17 protein-coding genes are annotated in these 15,815 nt (G+C 53.2%); 7 read left to right on the top strand and 10 right to left on the bottom strand.

Translation table 11 applies throughout. The features are described 5' to 3' along the window. Positions 1-208: 208 nt before the first annotated feature. Together dut and coaBC are read right to left on the bottom strand one after the other, a co-directional pair. Entirely contained in the window at positions 209-667 is a 459-nt protein-coding gene (gene dut / locus QOT07_RS24715; protein ID WP_085120061.1) for a dUTP diphosphatase, read from the bottom strand. Further along, on the bottom strand, positions 645-1,862 hold the full coding sequence (coaBC, locus tag QOT07_RS24710) for a bifunctional phosphopantothenoylcysteine decarboxylase/phosphopantothenate--cysteine ligase CoaBC (protein WP_283604232.1): 1,218 nt from the start codon (positions 1,860-1,862) through the stop codon (positions 645-647). Before coaBC ends, dut begins: the two co-directional genes overlap by 23 nt. 180 nt (positions 1,863-2,042) lie before the next feature. On the opposite strand from coaBC, the gene radC reads away from it, so the two are divergent. From radC to mutM, 4 genes are all read left to right on the top strand, one after another. Beyond that, positions 2,043-2,726, top strand: a complete 684-nt coding sequence (gene radC / locus QOT07_RS24705; RefSeq protein WP_099063909.1) for a RadC family protein — start codon at positions 2,043-2,045, stop codon at positions 2,724-2,726. A gap of 263 nt (positions 2,727-2,989) precedes the next feature. Continuing rightward, positions 2,990-3,226, top strand: a complete 237-nt coding sequence (gene rpmB / locus QOT07_RS24700; protein ID WP_004953342.1) for a 50S ribosomal protein L28 — start codon at positions 2,990-2,992, stop codon at positions 3,224-3,226. An 11-nt stretch (positions 3,227-3,237) separates the two neighbouring features. After that, on the top strand, positions 3,238-3,405 hold the full coding sequence (rpmG, locus tag QOT07_RS24695; protein ID WP_004392084.1) for a 50S ribosomal protein L33: 168 nt from the start codon (positions 3,238-3,240) through the stop codon (positions 3,403-3,405). Positions 3,406-3,484: 79 nt separating this feature from the next. Then, on the top strand, positions 3,485-4,294 hold the full coding sequence (mutM, locus tag QOT07_RS24690) for a bifunctional DNA-formamidopyrimidine glycosylase/DNA-(apurinic or apyrimidinic site) lyase (protein WP_099063908.1): 810 nt from the start codon (positions 3,485-3,487) through the stop codon (positions 4,292-4,294). On the opposite strand, the gene coaD is transcribed toward mutM, so the two are convergent. From coaD to waaA, 3 genes are read right to left on the bottom strand one after another with little or no spacing between them, the layout of a single operon-like run. Further along, complete coding sequence (gene coaD / locus QOT07_RS24685; protein ID WP_085120057.1) at positions 4,295-4,780, bottom strand: pantetheine-phosphate adenylyltransferase; 486 nt, start codon at positions 4,778-4,780, stop codon at positions 4,295-4,297. Between the two features lie 3 nt (positions 4,781-4,783). Next, positions 4,784-5,557 carry a glycosyltransferase family 2 protein gene (locus QOT07_RS24680; protein ID WP_283604155.1) on the bottom strand — a complete coding sequence of 258 codons (774 nt, stop codon included), beginning with the start codon at positions 5,555-5,557 and terminating at the stop codon, positions 4,784-4,786. After that, positions 5,558-6,835: a lipid IV(A) 3-deoxy-D-manno-octulosonic acid transferase gene (gene waaA, locus QOT07_RS24675; RefSeq protein ID WP_283604153.1), complete on the bottom strand. Its 1,278-nt coding sequence runs from the start codon at positions 6,833-6,835 to the stop codon at positions 5,558-5,560. Between the two features lie 125 nt (positions 6,836-6,960). Here waaA and QOT07_RS24670 point away from each other — a divergent pair, with 125 nt between their 5' ends. Beyond that, the gene (locus tag QOT07_RS24670; RefSeq protein WP_283604151.1) at positions 6,961-7,974 is read left to right on the top strand and encodes a glycosyltransferase family 9 protein; all 1,014 of its coding nucleotides are present in this window, start codon (positions 6,961-6,963) and stop codon (positions 7,972-7,974) included. 31 nt (positions 7,975-8,005) lie between these two features. Here QOT07_RS24670 and QOT07_RS24665 read toward each other — a convergent pair whose 3' ends face one another. From QOT07_RS24665 to rfaQ, 3 genes are read right to left on the bottom strand one after another with little or no spacing between them, the layout of a single operon-like run. Then, entirely contained in the window at positions 8,006-9,103 is a 1,098-nt protein-coding gene (locus QOT07_RS24665; protein ID WP_283604150.1) for a glycosyltransferase, read from the bottom strand. Between the two features lie 2 nt (positions 9,104-9,105). After that, the gene (locus tag QOT07_RS24660; RefSeq protein ID WP_099063904.1) at positions 9,106-10,233 is read right to left on the bottom strand and encodes a glycosyltransferase family 4 protein; all 1,128 of its coding nucleotides are present in this window, start codon (positions 10,231-10,233) and stop codon (positions 9,106-9,108) included. Beyond that, positions 10,230-11,312 carry a putative lipopolysaccharide heptosyltransferase III gene (gene rfaQ, locus QOT07_RS24655; protein ID WP_283604148.1) on the bottom strand — a complete coding sequence of 361 codons (1,083 nt, stop codon included), beginning with the start codon at positions 11,310-11,312 and terminating at the stop codon, positions 10,230-10,232. The genes QOT07_RS24660 and rfaQ overlap by 4 nt, the downstream gene beginning before the upstream one ends. A gap of 211 nt (positions 11,313-11,523) precedes the next feature. On the opposite strand from rfaQ, the gene QOT07_RS24650 reads away from it, so the two are divergent. Further along, on the top strand, positions 11,524-12,480 hold the full coding sequence (locus tag QOT07_RS24650; protein WP_283604146.1) for a polysaccharide deacetylase family protein: 957 nt from the start codon (positions 11,524-11,526) through the stop codon (positions 12,478-12,480). Between the two features lies 1 nt (position 12,481). Then, a complete protein-coding gene (locus QOT07_RS24645) occupies positions 12,482-13,585 on the top strand; it encodes a glycosyltransferase family 9 protein (protein WP_283604144.1) in 1,104 nt (367 codons plus the stop codon). Here QOT07_RS24645 and QOT07_RS24640 read toward each other — a convergent pair. Both QOT07_RS24640 and QOT07_RS24635 read right to left on the bottom strand, forming a co-directional pair. Beyond that, positions 13,582-14,565 carry a glycosyltransferase family 2 protein gene (locus QOT07_RS24640; protein ID WP_283604142.1) on the bottom strand — a complete coding sequence of 328 codons (984 nt, stop codon included), beginning with the start codon at positions 14,563-14,565 and terminating at the stop codon, positions 13,582-13,584. The two genes, QOT07_RS24645 and QOT07_RS24640, sit on opposite strands and share 4 nt — an antisense overlap. A gap of 5 nt (positions 14,566-14,570) precedes the next feature. Next, positions 14,571-15,806, bottom strand: coding sequence for an O-antigen ligase family protein (locus tag QOT07_RS24635; RefSeq protein ID WP_283604140.1), 1,236 nt, complete (start codon positions 15,804-15,806; stop codon positions 14,571-14,573). Positions 15,807-15,815 lie beyond the last annotated feature (9 nt).

Here is a 15,815-nt window from a genome sequence, read left to right as displayed (position 1 = left end):
GGGCACCGGCCGCTGCAGAGATATCTCTGTGCGGCTTATGTGATAGCTTTTTTACGATGCTGGGGTCAGCGGCCTTAACGACCTGTATTCTCCGCGCGTCCTGGCCTGCGCTGAAATCGTAGCCGGCCAAACCTTGCCGTAGAGCTGTCCTTCTCTCCGGGGTGGCAAGATTTCAGGTGACGTTTCCCTGTCGGCAATCGGGTATCGCTTAGTGGCGGCCGGAGTGACCGAAACCACCGGCACCACGTTCGCTGCTGTCGAACTCTTCAACCAGATTGAACTCAGCTTGTACCACCGGCACAAATACCATCTGTGCGATACGTTCACCGGGTTCAATAGTGAAGGATTTTTGACCGCGGTTCCAGACGGAAACCATCAGTTGACCCTGATAATCGGAATCGATCAGGCCGACCAGGTTGCCCAGTACGACGCCGTGTTTATGGCCCAGACCGGAACGTGGCAAGATTACTGCCGCAAGATCGGTATCGGCGATGTGAATAGCCAGGCCGGTAGGCAGCAGCGTAGTTTCACCCGGAGCCAGCTCAACGGCGCTGTCCAGACAGGCGCGCAGATCCAGGCCGGCAGAGCCTGGGGTGGCGTAGGTCGGTAATGGGAAATCCTGTCCGATACGTGGGTCGAGGATTTTAACGTCGATTTTTTTCTTCATAACGGCTGACTATCTCGTCTATTAAACGTTGGCCAAGGAGTGCCTTGTCGCTCAGCGCCAGGCGCTTTTCTCCATCCTGCCAAAAAAGGTGCAAGGCATTGGTGTCACTGTTAAACCCATGCTCTGCAAGCGATACATCATTAGCGCAAATTAAATCCAGTTTCTTACGCGCCAGTTTTTGTCGCGCGTATTCTTCCACATTCTGGGTTTCGGCGGCAAACCCCACGACAAAGGGACGATTTTTGGTCATTGCGGCAACGCCGGCAACGATATCGGGGTTTTTTACCATTTTGAGGATGATTTCATCACCCTGTTTTTTAATTTTTTCATCGGAAATCTGCTCGGCACGGTAGTCGGCCACGGCAGCACAGGAAATAAAAATATTCTGCGCAGCGGCGCGTTGCTGCACCGCCTGTTCCATTTCCAACGCGCTGACGACGTCAACCCGGGTGACCCAGGGGGGCGTTGGCTGGTTGACTGGCCCCGCGATCAACGTGACCTGTGCACCCCGTGCGGCGGCGGCACGGGCGATGGCAAAGCCCATTTTACCGGAGCTGTGGTTGCTAATGAAACGCACCGGATCCAAGGCTTCGCGCGTCGGGCCGGCGGTGAGCATAATCTTTAAATGTTGCAGATCTTGTGGCGTAGAGAAATGGCTGTTCGCCAGTTCGACAATTTCCAGCGGATCGAGCATGCGCCCCGGGCCGATGTCACCACAGGCCTGACTACCGCTGTCTGGTCCCCACAGCAGCATACCGCGTGCCTGCAGAGTGCACAGGTTGGCCTGAGTCGCGACGGCGCGGTACATCTGTTGGTTCATGGCGGGCGCGGCGGCGATCGGTGCCGCCGTGGCCAGGCAAAGGGTAGTCAGCAGATCGTTGGCCATGCCGGCTGCGACGCGTGCCAGCAGATCGGCGGTAGCCGGAGCCAGGATCACCAGGTCTGCCCATTTACCGAGTTCGATATGGCCCATCGCCGCTTCGGCGGCGGGATCCAGCAGATCGTCTGAGACCGGATAACCGGAGACGGCCTGCAGAGTCAGCGGCGTGATAAAGGCTTTCGCCGCGTTGGTCATTACCACATGCACTTCCGCGCCTCTGTCACGCAGGCGGCGTACCAGTTCCGGGCATTTGTAAGCGGCGATGCCGCCACTGATGCCAAGCACAATATGTTTGCCGGAAAGTCCCGTCATCATGATTGTCCGATTGAATCCGAAAGATGTGCCATTTTAGCATAACCGCCAGACAGGTGAGCGATTCTGCTGAGTCTGCAGTGCGTTACATTGTGCTTTGCGCAGTACTTCGCAATGTTATCAAACACCTGTCGTTGGCCTCTCCGCTGCGTGGCATGCTGTGGCGTTTTCAGGGGGGCGATGATGAGCAGTCAGGTAATCACCTTGTGGCCGGATATGCTGGCACCACGGGAAAAGTTATTGCGTTATGGTGCGCCGGCGCTGTCTGATGCGGAGCTGCTGGCCATTTTTCTGCGCACCGGTTTTCCCGGTGTACATGTCATGCAACTGGCTGAGCAACTGTTGGAGCAGTTTGGCTCGCTGTATCACCTGATGTCGGCGGATCATTCAGTTTTTTGCAGCCATAAAGGGCTGGGTAATGCCAGCTATGCTCAATTGCAGGCAATTTCCGAGTTGGCGTTCCGCTTCTTTTCCAGCCATCTGGCGCAGGAAAATGCCATGCTTAACCCCAGGATGACCCAGCATTATTTGCAAAGTTTGCTGGCACATCATGAGCGTGAAGTGTTTTTGGTATTGTTTTTAGACAATCAGCACCGTGTTATTCGCCATCAGGAGATGTTTGCTGGTACCATCAGCAGCGTTGTCGTATACCCGAGAGAAATTGTGCGCGAAGCGTTGAAGGCTAATGCGGCCGCCATTATTCTGGCGCATAATCACCCCTCGGGTATGGCTGAACCCAGTCATGCCGATCGTTTGATAACCGAGCAAGTGGTTAATGCCTGCCTGTTATTGGAAATCCGAGTGCTCGATCATTTGGTGATAGGTCGGGGTGAATGTGTCTCTTTTGCCGAGCGCGGATGGCTTTAAGCGATTTTTTCGCGATCCTTATGGGATCTTTAGCTGTTCGGGACTTGAGCACTTACGCTTCAGAGCGTATACTACGCCACCTTTGAGAATCTTGGGTTTGGCGTAAGAGCCTATCTCAGCAGGTTTCTAACCTGATGTGTGGTTTCTAACCTGATGACGAGAGTCTCCTCAGTATGAAGTTTGCTGAGATGGGCTCTAAAAGCCTGACGAGGCGGCCATACTCTATACGAAGCTCGAGCTGATTTGATTTTTGGAGAATAGACATGTCACGAGTCTGCCAAGTTACTGGCAAGCGCCCGGTGAGCGGTAACAACCGTTCCCACGCAATGAACGCGACCAAACGCCGTTTTCTGCCGAACCTGCACTCACACCGTTTTTGGGTTGAGGCTGAGAAGCGCTTTGTAACGCTGCGTGTATCTGCTAAAGGTATGCGTGTTATCGATAAGAAGGGTATTGAGACGGTCTTGGCCGATCTGCGTACCCGTGGTGAGAAGTATTAAGGAACTGCATCATGGCTAAAGGTGTTCGCGAGAAGATCAAGCTGGTTTCTTCTGCTGGTACTGGTCACTTCTATACCACCACGAAGAACAAGCGTACTAAGCCGGAAAAATTGGAACTGAAGAAATTCGATCCAGTTGTCCGCCAGCACGTGATCTACAAAGAAGCTAAAATTAAATAATTTTAGTGGATTAATAAAAACCCGGCCTCGGCCGGGTTTTTTGCGTTATAAGAGTAGAAAACCGACAGGAGAGCGCCAGATGCCTGAATTACCAGAAGTTGAGACCAGCCGCCGTGGTATTGAACCTTACCTTGTCGGCCATAGCATTCAATATGCCGTGGTACGCAATGCGCGTCTGCGCTGGCCGGTTTCCGAGCAAATTCTGGCGTTGAGCGACCAGCCGGTACTCAGCGTGCAACGGCGCGCCAAGTATTTGCTGATTGAACTGGCGAGCGGCTGGATTATCGTTCACCTGGGGATGTCAGGTAGCCTGCGGATGTTGGCCGAAGAGACCGAGGCCGGTAAACACGACCACGTCGATCTGGTGATCAGCAACGGTATGACGCTGCGTTACACCGATCCGCGCCGCTTTGGCGCCTGGTTATGGTGTGACGATCTGGCGACCAGTAACGTGCTGGCCCACCTTGGGCCGGAACCACTGAGTGACGCTTTTACCGGTGCCTACCTGTACGAAAAATCGCGTAACAAGCGCACGCTGATCAAACCCTGGCTGATGGATAACAAGCTGGTGGTGGGGGTGGGCAATATCTACGCCAGTGAATCGCTGTTTACCGCCAGGATCCTGCCTGACCGTCCTGCGGGTTCGCTGAGTAAAGTGGAAGCTGAAGTGTTGGTGGAAACCATTAAGGCGGTATTGCTGCGCTCTATTGAGCAAGGCGGCACCACGCTGCGTGATTTCCTGCAATCGGACGGCAAGCCGGGGTATTTCGCGCAGGAACTGCAGGTGTATGGCCGGGCGGGCGAGCCTTGCCGCGCATGTGGCACGCCGATTGAATCCGCCAAGCACGGGCAGCGCAGCACTTTCTTTTGCCGACGCTGCCAGCGCTGATTATTGCGCGGCGAGTTTTTCGAACAGGGCCTGGGTGACCACCGCCGGCAGGAAAGGGGCGATGTCACCACCATGGCGCGCCACTTCTTTCACCAGCGAGGAAGAGATAAACGACCACTCTTCGGAAGGCATCAGGAACACGCTTTCCAGCGTCGGCATCAAATGGCGATTCATGTTGGCCAACTGCAGCTCATATTCAAAATCAGATACCGCACGCAGACCGCGAACCAGAATATTGGCATTCTGATGGGCTGCAAAATGCGCCATCAGTTCACTGAACCCCAGCACTTCTACATTATCCAGATGCGATGTCACCTGGCTGGCTAAAGCTACGCGCTCTTCCAGTGTGAACAGCGGTTTTTTACTCGGGCTGGCGGCTATCGCCAAAATAACGTGATCGAACATCAGTGACGCACGGGTTACCAAATCCAGGTGGCCGTTGGTCATGGGATCGAAAGTACCGGGATAGATGGCTTTACGGGTCATGATTCACTTCTCTGAATAGTTGCGGCCCAATGCCCAGAGTGCGGCATATTTATTGAAGGTATATTGCGCGTTGACCACCGCTAACAGCAACCCCTGTTTGCCGTCCAGGAAGCCGGCACGCAGCAACCAGGTTTTGCAGAAGGCACCGAGGGTATGGGTCAGAATCGAGAGATAGCCGCAGCGCTTACCGGCCTGATGGCGTTGATTGGCCCATTCTTCGGCATAACGCAGCTGTTTACGCTGGAAGGCAAAAAAGTCGCGGCAGGTCAGGTGCAGCAGATCGCCGCTAAGAGGCACCACTTTCGCCCCGTTGATCGTGAGCGACTCGTGCACCAGATTGTCGTTATAGCGATAGCGCTGGTTGGCGTACAGCCGATTGACTCGGTCAGGATACCAGCCGCTGTGACGCATAAAACGCCCGAGGAACAGATTGCGGCGCGCGCAGCTGTAGACTTGATTATCGTCCGGAGCGGCCAGCGTTTGTTCAATTGATTGGCGCAGTTCTGGTGTAACGCGTTCGTCGGCGTCGATCATCAGAATATAGTCGTGGCTGGCGTAACTTTGCGCCAGTTGGCGTTGTTTGCCAAATCCCTGCCAGTCGATATGGGTGAATACTTTGGCGCCCAGACTTTCGGCTACGGCGACGCTTTCATCCTGGCTGCCTGAATCCAGCATGACGATTTCCTCTGCCCAGTCTACGGAGCGCAGGCAGTCCGGCAGCAGCCCGGCTTCGTTCTTGGCGATAATCACCACCGACAGGCTTTTGCGGGCGCTCATTTAATGGCTCCGAGGTGGCAGGTGCGGTTCTAACAGTTGCAGCAGGCGCTGCAGCGCTCCCTGATTTTGATACAGCACTTCTACCGCGTGGCGGCCGTAATAGCGGCGATAGTCTTCGTCGGTGAGCAACGTAGCCACTTCCTTGACCAACGACTCCTCGTCGGTCACGGTGATCAACCCTTCGGCCTGCGACAGCTTGGCGCAGATATCCTTGAAGTTGAAGGTATGCGGTCCCATCAGTACCGGGATGGCGTGTGCAGCGGCTTCCAGCGGGTTATGTCCACCGCGTTCCACCAGACTGCCGCCAACAAAGGCCAGATCGGCAATGCCATACAGCAGCATCAGTTCGCCCATGGTATCGCCGATCACCACCTGGGTGCTGCCGGAAGGGATTTCACCGTTGCTGCGCAGGGTGTAGCTGAAGCCGGCTTTTTGCACCAACTCTTTAGCGGTAGGGAAGCGTTCAGGGTGACGTGGCACCAGGATCAGCAGCAGGTCAGGGTGTTTTTCCAGCAGTTTGCGGTGCGCTGCCAGTAGAATGTTTTCTTCACCTTCGTGGGTGCTGGTGGCGATCCACACTGGACGACGCGGCGCCCATTGGCGGCGTAACGTGATGGCGCGTGCAGCCAGCTCTGGCGTAACGGAAATATCGAATTTCAGGCTGCCGGTCACCGTCAGCTGTGAGCGCTTTAGGCCAAGTTCGACAAAACGTTCGCCGTCTTCCTGGTTTTGCGCGGCGATCAGGGTAATGCGGCGCAGCATATCGCGGACAAAACCGCCGATTTTTTTGTAGCCGGCGGCAGAACGGGCGGAAAGTCGGGCGTTGGCAATCACCAGAGGGATCTGTCGCTGGTGCAGGGCGTTAATCAGATTGGGCCACAGCTCGGTTTCCATGATGATGACCAGCTTGGGATTCACCTGATCCAGGAAGCGGCGCATGGAGCCAGGCAGATCGTAAGGCAGATAAACATGATGAACGTCTTTACCGAAGGCGGACTGCACGCGTTCTGAACCAGTCGGCGTCATGGTGGTCACAGTAATCGGTAAATAGGGGTAACGGTGGCGCAGTGCGCGGACCAACGGGATGGCGGCCAGCGTTTCACCCACGGAGACGGAATGCAGCATGATGCCGCCCGGCACGACTTTTCCGGCGCAGAAGCCATAGCGTTCTGCCCAGCGTTTACGGTAGGCTGGAGCTTTGCGGCTGCGCAACAGTAAGCGGAGCCAGATCAGGGGTTGGATGAGGTAGAGTAGTACCTGATATAAACGCAGCAACATTCTATCAATTTCATTTATATGGGTTATTCAGAATAGTACCATAACTGGAAGGGAAAGGCGCTAATTTGGTAACCTTGGGTGTCAGTTTCAGACAACAGGCGAGAGATTTCGCTGATAGGCTTGGAATGAAGAATATTTTAATTATTCGCCGTGACAATATTGGCGATCTTGTTTGTACCACTCCGCTGATCGAAGGGGTGAAAATTGCCTATCCGGATGCCAAACTTTATCTGTTAATCAATAAAGTCAGTCAGGATGTTGTTAAAAATAACCCGCACCTCGAAAAGGTTTTCGTCTATAAAAAGGCAAAGCACAAGGCGAAAAATGAAACCACGCTGGGGGTATATTTCGAGCGTCTGATGATTTTCCTTAAGCTGCGCAAAATAAAGTTTGATGCGGCGATCCTGGCCAACCCGGTTCCCTGCAAGTACAGCCTGCGCTTGGCGAAAATGGCGGGGATCGACAATATTATTGGCGCAGACTTGGGCACGCCTGATATTCATCATCCTTTTCGTAAGGAAAATTTCAGCGGCAAGCATCAGGTAGAGCATACCTACAGCTACCTTTCGGCCATTACCGAACAGCGTATACCGATCCCTCCGGTGCGGGTGTATCTGACGGCAGAAGAGCGCCAGCTGGCGGCGCAGCGTTTGCAAAAGTGCTTACCATCGGTCGAGCGAGTTTGTGCTGTTCATATCAGCAGTCGCAGCCCCAAACGGCGCTGGCCGATCGAGCGCTATGCCGAAATTATCAATCGTTTACTCGCCGATAAGAACACGGCGGTGCTGATTTTCTGGTCGCCGCAGGGCACGCTAACGCCGGATGATATTGGCGATCAGAAACGCGCAGAGCAGTTATTGGCGCTTTGTCAGAACGAGCGTGTGGCGCTGTACCCAACGGCGTCGGTGCGTGAATTACTTGCCGGTTTTGATTTATGCGACAGAGTGTTGTGCAGCGACGGCGGCCAGATGCATTTGGCCGCGGCGCTGAATAAAGACATGGTGGTATTCTTTGGGGATACTGATAAAGAATCCTGGCATCCATGGTCTGGACGTTATCACATTCTGCAAACCGAATCGGGTGACTGTATTGATGTGCCCGTCGACGATGTCTGGCAGAAAATTCAGGCATTCAATTAATTAAATATAAGGCAGGGTTCCCTGCCTTACTTTATTTCTTGAGCGCTAAATACTGCTGACAAATAGGATTTAGCCCATAGCCCAACAGTTGCTGATGATTAATCTCTGGCGGATTGGCATAAATTTTCGCCATTTTTTCCGCCAGTGACTTTTCATTAAGTTCCGCCAGCGCGTTATCCATCCCCGCTTTTTCCAGAATTTCCGTCGGTCCACCAGGGCAGCGAGTGCTGACGACCGGAGTACCACAGAGCAGCGCTTCCACCAACACGTTGCCAAAGCCTTCGCTGTCGGAGCTGAGTACCAGCAGAGATGCGTGTCGAATAAACGGATAAGGATTGGCCTGGAAGCCGAGGAACAGTACGCGGTCTGCGATACCTAACTGGCTTGCCAGCTGTTTCACTTCTTCTACGTTGGCTTCGCTGCCGGTGCCAATCAGCGCCAGTGGAGCCTGTATGCCCGATTGCGCATAGGCTTTCAGCAGGCGATCGTGCCGTTTGTGTGGATGAAAGCGCCCGACGTGCAACAGATAATCTTTACCTGCCAGCTCACAGGGTTCCGCCGCCTGCTGTTCGATGGCGGCAATATCAAACGGGTTGTTAATTACCGCCAGCCGATTTGGGATGATCGGCAGGTTCTGCTGTAAATCGTCTCCCACGGCTTTTGATACGGCAACGATATTTCTGCCTTGATAAACCGAGGCGATTTTCCGCTGTTTCAGCCAGCGATCAAGCCCCTTTCGATGGCCCAGATAGGAGGTCGACAGGATGCCGTGAATGCAAAACCACAGGCGGTCTGAAGAAAGCAACTGACTGCGGCTGACAATGCGATCGGTTTTATGCAGGTTGGAGAACACCAAATCATAGGCACCCTGTTGGCGTTCATTGTCGCCGATAGCCCGATCCAGCGCGGCGGCGCGGCGAGACAGTTCGGTCAGTTTACGCCATGGCGAGCGGCTGCTGTCCGCCACCACCTGATAGTGAATGCCTGAGGGGATCGGGTAGTTACAGACTTCGCGCAATGAAATCAGGCTGACGTCATGGCCCATTTGCTGCATACCCTGGCACAGGGTCAGCACCACTTTTTCTGCGCCTCCGCCTGGCAGGCCGTCGATAATCATCAGAATACGCATAGTTAATCCAGCAGCCGGTTATAAAGGGAGATCAACTGTTCCGACAGGTGTGCCGGGGTAGCCGACATAATACGCAATCTTGCTGCTTCGCCCATGGCGGAGCCCAAAGCCTGGCGCGGTAGCGCGGTGATCGCTGCGATCAGCGCGGGGACATCAAGGGCATCGGTCACGAAGCCATTTTCCCCCTGGGTGATAAATTCCGAGCCGCCGCAGGTGGTGCTGGTAATGACCGGCAGTCCGCAGGACATCGCTTCCAGGATGACGTTGGGAAACGGATCGTACAGTGTAGGCAGCAATAGGGCGTCGGCAGCCTGATAGAACGGCAGCGTTTGTTTTTGCACGCCCATAAACCGTAGCCGGTCGCTGCAACCCAGCGACTGGGCCAGCGCCTGATAACGTTTTTCAGCCTTATCCTTGCCCACCACCAACAGATAGCTATCGGTCGCTGCAACGGCACGGATGGCAGCGGCCAACCCTTTGCGCTCAAAACCGGAACCGACAAAAATCAGGCAGTGCGCCTGCTGCGGGATCTGGTATTGCTGACGTAGTTGCTGACGCAGTTCGGCATTGGCGGGCAGGAACTTTTGATTATCAATGGCGTTGTAGATCACCGTGATTTTATCGGCCGGTACTCCGAAGTCATCGATGATTTCCTGTTTGATCATTTCTGCATTGCAGATGACGGCTTTCAGCTCTGGCGCGGCGTACATCGCCCGTTCCGCACACATCACGTAACGGTGGTAGCGGTTGGAGAACAGCCACTTGCGACGCCATTCCGGTAGCAGGCGCGCCCGCTGCAGTAACCAGCGGCGATGGACGCCATCACCGGCACGGTAAATATCACAGCCGGGAATGCGTTCATGGCTCTGCACCAGATCGAAGTTTTCTTTCTGCCATAATGCTCTGGCTGCCTCGGCAAAGCCGCGTTCACGGCTGATGCGACCGAATTTTAGCGGATTACACAGGTGGATATGCCAGTTTGGATTGGCGTCACCCTGCCATTCGCGGGTGATAACGTTCAGATCGAGGTCCTGCTGTTCCAGCGCCTCAAGGGCGCGTGAGACGAAACGCTCAGCTCCACCGTCCGGGCGGTACTTTTGGCGAACGATCGCCAAACGAAATGCTTTCATGCCAGCGTGCTCCGCGCGGCTGCAATCACCGCGTCTGTAGGAATAAGGTCCAGATAACGTTCATCGGTGCCGGTATTGATGGCGTCAGGATCGGGTAAGTCGCCGTAGTCTCCGGCCCATATCACGTTGCCAATCACCTGCCAGGGGCGCCAGAACACCAGCTTGGAAGGGCCAAACAGAGCGATGCAGGGGGTCTGCAGCGCAGCGGCCATGTGCATGGGTACCGAATCTACACCGATAAACAGTTTAGCGTGGTCGATCAGGGCGGCCAGTTGTCGCAGTGTCAGTTGGCCGGCCAATGAAACTACGTCCTGCGGCGGACAGAGCGCCAGAATGCGCTCCACCATTTCACGTTCTTTTGCGTCCGGCCCGGAAGTGATCACCAACTGGTGGCCATCGGCCTGCAGTGCGCTGATGGTGGCCGCCATTTTTTCTTCGCTCCAGCATTTGAAGAACCAGCGGGAGGTGGGTTGTACCACAATAAAATCGCCGGTAATGCTTTGCTGCTGCAACAATTGTTCGCAGGCCTGCCAGTCCTGCTGCGAGTAGCTCATGGTCACCTGCTGGCTGAGGGCTGGCAGGCCGAGCGGTTGCAACAGCGACAGATTCTGTTCAACCGTATGCAACCGGGCGTGATCGCTCACCGGCACCAACTGCGTATGACAATAGCGCCATAAGAAGCCCTGCCGTTTGGGGAAATCGAAACCCAGACGAATACGCGCGCCGGTCAGTTTGGCGAGGAGGGCGCTGCGCCACTGATCGGCCAGATTGACCACCAGATCGTAACTTTGTGCTTTGAGCTGGCGGATCAGGTTAAGCTCATGGCGCAGATGCGCTTTTGTCCCCTGCTTTTTCCACTGACGATCGATAACGAAGATATTCGACAGCGCCGGGTGGCTGGCCAGCATCTCCTGGGTTTCTTTATACAGCAGTACGTCGATCTGCGCCTGCGGGTAGTTTTGCTGCAGGGTATTGATGACCGGCGTGATCAGCAACATATCGCCATGATGGCGAAGTTTAACGATCAGAATACGCTGTATCGAAGTATCAGGAGCTAGGGCTGGCGCGTCGTTCATCATGAGTCGCTTTCAGGGAAACCAATCTTTGATTCTAAATGACCCGATCGCATGTGGCTACTGTTGCTCGGTTTTCTTGCCGTGAAGGGAAAAAATAGCCTGGGGGAGTGACAAAAGGCCTTCAACGTTGTCCAAACCAGGCAGCAAAGTCGTTTGCCCTGGCGAAACGCCCTGCGTAACATAATGCATTCTATTGATATCAGGCTCGATATTTATGACTAAACCGGCGTTTCTCATCACCATTGATACCGAAGGCGATAATTTGTGGCAAAACCACGATCGCATTTCGACCGAAAACACGCGCTTTTTGCCGCGCTTTCAGACGCTGTGTGAGAAATATGGCTTTAAGCCGGTGTATCTCACCAACTATGAAATGGCGGTGGATGCAGAATATGTCGAGTTTGCCCGTGATGTGATAGCCCGTGGCTGCGGGGAGGTGGGGATGCACCTGCATGCCTGGAACAGCCCACCGCTGACGCCATTAACCGACGACGACTGGCGCCATAAGCCCTATCTGATCGAATACCCGGTCGATCAAATTCGCGCCAAGGTCGATCATATGACCAAATTGCTGGAAGACAGCTTCCAGACCAAGATGCTCAGCCATCGCGCCGGGCGCTGGGCGTTTAATGAATACTATGCGGCCTTGCTACTGGAATATGGTTATCAGGTGGATTGTTCGGTGACGCCGCGCGTTAACTGGCAATACTCACCGGGCAACCCGCAGGGCAACGGCGGCACCGACTATCGCTACTTCCCATCACAGGCCTATTTTATCGATCCGGAAAATATCGCCATGGCGGGCTCCTCATCGCTACTGGAAGTGCCTATGAGTATCCAGTATAAGCATTCGGCGCTGATGAATACGCTAAAACAGGGTTACGATAGCCTGCGTGGCAAACGGCGCTCACCGTCGGTTAACTGGTTGCGACCAAGCGGCGGCAATCTGGACAAAATGAAGTTGGTGGCTGAGCGCTGTCTGGCTCAGGGCCATGACTACGTTGAATTTATGCTGCACTCGTCTGAGTTTATGCCCGGCGGTAGCCCGACCTTTAAAACGCAGCAGGATATCGAAGTGTTATATCGTGATTTGGAGCAGCTTTTTGCCTGGCTGCAGCAGCGCACGGTGGGCATGACGCTGGCCGAGTATTATCAACTTAAAGTGAACTGACATGTCGAAGAAATGGAAAATTAAGGTCGCGGATTGGTTTTTACGGCGCTATACAGCAAAGTCCGGCCGTTTTCAGGATAAAGCGACTTTCGACAGTCGGCTTCAGTTTGACAATATTGTCATCTATTCCACCACGGCGCTGGGTGACTTTATGTTCAATACCCCGGCGCTTCGCGCGATGCGAGAACGCTACCCTGATGCACATATCACGTTGGTGGTGCACAAAAAAAACCAGGGGTTAGTGGAGAACGGTCGCTATTACGATCGGGTGGTGTATTGGGACAGCAAAATCAAAACCATGCGCCCGCTGTTAAAATCGTTGCGCGAACATCGACCAGATTTGGCATTGATCCTGCACTCACATCTACCGTATGACATTATCAGTGCGGTCTTGTCCGGGGCTAAATACATTATCAGGGATAACTACAGTTCTGGTATTTGCGGGCTTGAACCCTGGTTGACCAACTATATTTTTCATTACTACGGCCACTTTATTCGCCGCAAGTTGGAGCTGATTTCCATCCTGGGCTGCCGTAGTGACGATCCCACTATGGAAATTCCAGTGTCTTACCAAGCGGGCGTCAAAAGCAGTGAGCACTGTACTATTGGATTCCAGTTAGGCGCCTCTACTGAGTCACGTTGTTGGCCTGTCTCACATTTTGCCCGGCTGGCCGACGAACTGGTGGCTAAACAGGGCAATGTACGCATAGTACTGATTGGCGGGCCTTTTGATGAAGGGAAAGCACAACAATTCCTGAGTCAGGTTAGTCCTGAAACCCAGGTATGCATCGACAACCAGATTGGTAAAACGGGGTTGCAAGGGCTGTTGACGCTGATCGACAGCTTCCACGTGTTGGTAACCGGCGATACCGGGCCATTGCACCTGGCGGTGGCGATGAAGGTCAAAACCATTAGCCTGTTTGTCACCGCGGATTCGCGTTCTACCGGGCCGATTCAGGATCTGGAGCTACATCGAATCATTCAGGTTTCCCGTACCGGCTACACCATGCCACTGGAAGCGGAAAGCCCGATGGGGGTGATCCAACCACAGCGCATTTACGCTGAAGTCGTGGATCATCTTTCGTTAGATAAAGCGCAGGTTTAGCGCTTTTTCAACCGCCAGCGGATTTTTGACAGCCAGGTGTCCACCCAGGCGTAACGCATTTGTCGGATTTTTTTTCGCGGTACGCCGCTGTTGCGACATACCTCAGCCAGCCGTTGAAGGGTTTGGATCACCTCCGGCTGATAGTAATAGTAACCATATAGCGCCTTCGACATGCCCCTCATTTCAGAAAAACAGTTGGTGAGCATTAAGGCTGCCAACTGCCGCAGCGGTTCATTACCGGGATGTTGGTCTATATAGCGCAGCATTTTATTGATAGCAAACAGCATATCTTCAATGTCTTTGGCTTTGATATTACGGGTGATCCCGTGACTGTTGTCCCGATAAAAATAAAGCACCTGATCGAGGTGGGTAATCTTCTGAGTTTTGAAATACTGGAAAGGGGTGAAGATCACGTCTTCATAGCGTCGGCCGTTTTCAAATGACTCGCCCTTCAGCAGTGTTCGCCTGTAGATCCGGCTCCAGAGATGCCACATTGAGTTGGCAAATAATGGGGTAAGGCAGGACAGGCCGTGATTGGCAAAATCATAAGTGCTGTGGCAAGCGGCAATCTCAACAGGTTGTGCTGGCTGGATGTCAGTAAATTTCTGATAGTTAAAATCAATCAGGTCATATTCATCTGCAATCAGCAATGGCCGCAGGATGGCCAGATAGTTGCTGTTCAGTAAATCATCACCGTCAAGGAAAGTAATATAGCGCCCTTTGGCGTGATACAGCCCGACGTTGCGGGCGTAAGCGATGCCACCATTTTTCTGCGAGATAAACGTCACATGCGGATGCTGCCGTTCGGCCAATAGTTGGCGAACCAGCGTAGCGGATGCATCCGTTGATCCATCATCTATGATAACTACTTCAATATCATCACCAATCTGGTTGAACAGCGAGCTCAGGCTGGCGACCACGAAATTTTCGTTATTGTAAAACGGTACAATAAAGCTGAGCAGGCGTGGTGATGAATCCATGTTTTTCAATCCTGAGTCGGGGGTGTTTTCTTCACTGATAACACGCTGGCGATAATCGCCAGGCAGAACATGGCAGTGCCTTCGGTGCTGAAGAAGATAACGTCGCTGAGTCCATAGACAAACAGGCTGAATGTCACTCCTAGCAGCATTGCATTACGATATGGCTTAAGTGAAGAAACGAATAGGCCGATATAGAGTGCCAGTAAAAATAGTACGCCCCAGATACCTTTGAGTGAATAGGTCTCCAGTAGTTCGTTATGCAGATGCACATTGATATAAGGCATGACGCCATACAGTTCAGGTTGCTTGGCGACGATGGTTTTTATTTCCTCTCCGCGTTGCTCCGCAGATTGCCCCAGTGGTGCCATGGTGCCAGTACGTGCGCCGATTATTTGCATCGAAAGGCGGGACATAATGGAGTTATCGATTTCCGGAGTATTCACCAGTTGCATATTGGTTTTAAAATCGGCAATGCGCTGTTCTATCTGTGATTGAAATATGAAGCCGCAGACAAGGAGCAGCAGCGGCACTGAGGCAATCAACTGAAGTTTATGCTTATGGGAAATCAGATTCTTTGTCGCCAATATCGACAGGGCAACCGCAACCGGATAAACCAACATTGCCGCTCGAGTGCCGGTGATCACCAGTGTGGAGAAGGTCACCAGGAATCCGATAATGTATAGTGGGATCCTGTAGTTGGTCCGTAGCATCAGTATTGCCTGCATCATCACCAGATTGATGGCAGTAATCAGGTAGGCGGCAACGGTGGCACGATCAAAATTGAGTTCTACGCGTGAAATATCCAGCCACAATCCCTGATAAAGCGAGTAACCGTTGACGGCGATACCGGTCACCAATGCAATGACAATGAATGCTCGCTGCATGCAAAGCCGTTCATTTAACGCAATCAACAGAATAAATGCGGTAGCGATCTGCAACTTACCAGTCGACATATAGGATCGGTAAATGTTGATGTAATCGCCCGGCTGTTTGAAATGATTCATCCAGAAAATAGTCGCCATTCCCACGCAGAAAAACAGCACTGGCAGAATCAAGTTACGTTTATTTTTAAAGAAATATCTTAAATTCAGGCAAACGGCAATGAAGGAGATATAGCTGGAAATATAGAAAATATTTCTTCCGGTATCGGAGCCAAAAGGGATAGTGCAAAAGGCGATGGCACAGCCCAGGTAGATGAGGTAACTGAACGCGGGATGGGGTGTTGTTTCTTTTAGTAGCATGGGTCTTGG

It is taken from the genome of Serratia proteamaculans, assembly GCF_949794035.1.
GTDB lineage: Bacteria > Pseudomonadota > Gammaproteobacteria > Enterobacterales > Enterobacteriaceae > Serratia > Serratia proteamaculans.
Note: the sequence above shows the minus strand (reverse complement) of the source record. Positions and strands in the feature narration are given on the sequence as shown.

Coding starts and splice junctions, on each gene's coding strand:
- dut (WP_085120061.1), bottom strand. CDS start 667: ATGAAGAAAAAAATCGACGTTAAAATCCTCGACCCACGTATCGGACAG.
- coaBC (WP_283604232.1), bottom strand. CDS start 1,862: ATGATGACGGGACTTTCCGGCAAACATATTGTGCTTGGCATCAGTGGC.
- radC (WP_099063909.1), top strand. CDS start 2,043: ATGAGCAGTCAGGTAATCACCTTGTGGCCGGATATGCTGGCACCACGG.
- rpmB (WP_004953342.1), top strand. CDS start 2,990: ATGTCACGAGTCTGCCAAGTTACTGGCAAGCGCCCGGTGAGCGGTAAC.
- rpmG (WP_004392084.1), top strand. CDS start 3,238: ATGGCTAAAGGTGTTCGCGAGAAGATCAAGCTGGTTTCTTCTGCTGGT.
- mutM (WP_099063908.1), top strand. CDS start 3,485: ATGCCTGAATTACCAGAAGTTGAGACCAGCCGCCGTGGTATTGAACCT.
- coaD (WP_085120057.1), bottom strand. CDS start 4,780: ATGACCCGTAAAGCCATCTATCCCGGTACTTTCGATCCCATGACCAAC.
- QOT07_RS24680 (WP_283604155.1), bottom strand. CDS start 5,557: ATGAGCGCCCGCAAAAGCCTGTCGGTGGTGATTATCGCCAAGAACGAA.
- waaA (WP_283604153.1), bottom strand. CDS start 6,835: ATGTTGCTGCGTTTATATCAGGTACTACTCTACCTCATCCAACCCCTG.
- QOT07_RS24670 (WP_283604151.1), top strand. CDS start 6,961: ATGAAGAATATTTTAATTATTCGCCGTGACAATATTGGCGATCTTGTT.
- QOT07_RS24665 (WP_283604150.1), bottom strand. CDS start 9,103: ATGCGTATTCTGATGATTATCGACGGCCTGCCAGGCGGAGGCGCAGAA.
- QOT07_RS24660 (WP_099063904.1), bottom strand. CDS start 10,233: ATGAAAGCATTTCGTTTGGCGATCGTTCGCCAAAAGTACCGCCCGGAC.
- rfaQ (WP_283604148.1), bottom strand. CDS start 11,312: ATGATGAACGACGCGCCAGCCCTAGCTCCTGATACTTCGATACAGCGT.
- QOT07_RS24650 (WP_283604146.1), top strand. CDS start 11,524: ATGACTAAACCGGCGTTTCTCATCACCATTGATACCGAAGGCGATAAT.
- QOT07_RS24645 (WP_283604144.1), top strand. CDS start 12,482: ATGTCGAAGAAATGGAAAATTAAGGTCGCGGATTGGTTTTTACGGCGC.
- QOT07_RS24640 (WP_283604142.1), bottom strand. CDS start 14,565: ATGGATTCATCACCACGCCTGCTCAGCTTTATTGTACCGTTTTACAAT.
- QOT07_RS24635 (WP_283604140.1), bottom strand. CDS start 15,806: ATGCTACTAAAAGAAACAACACCCCATCCCGCGTTCAGTTACCTCATC.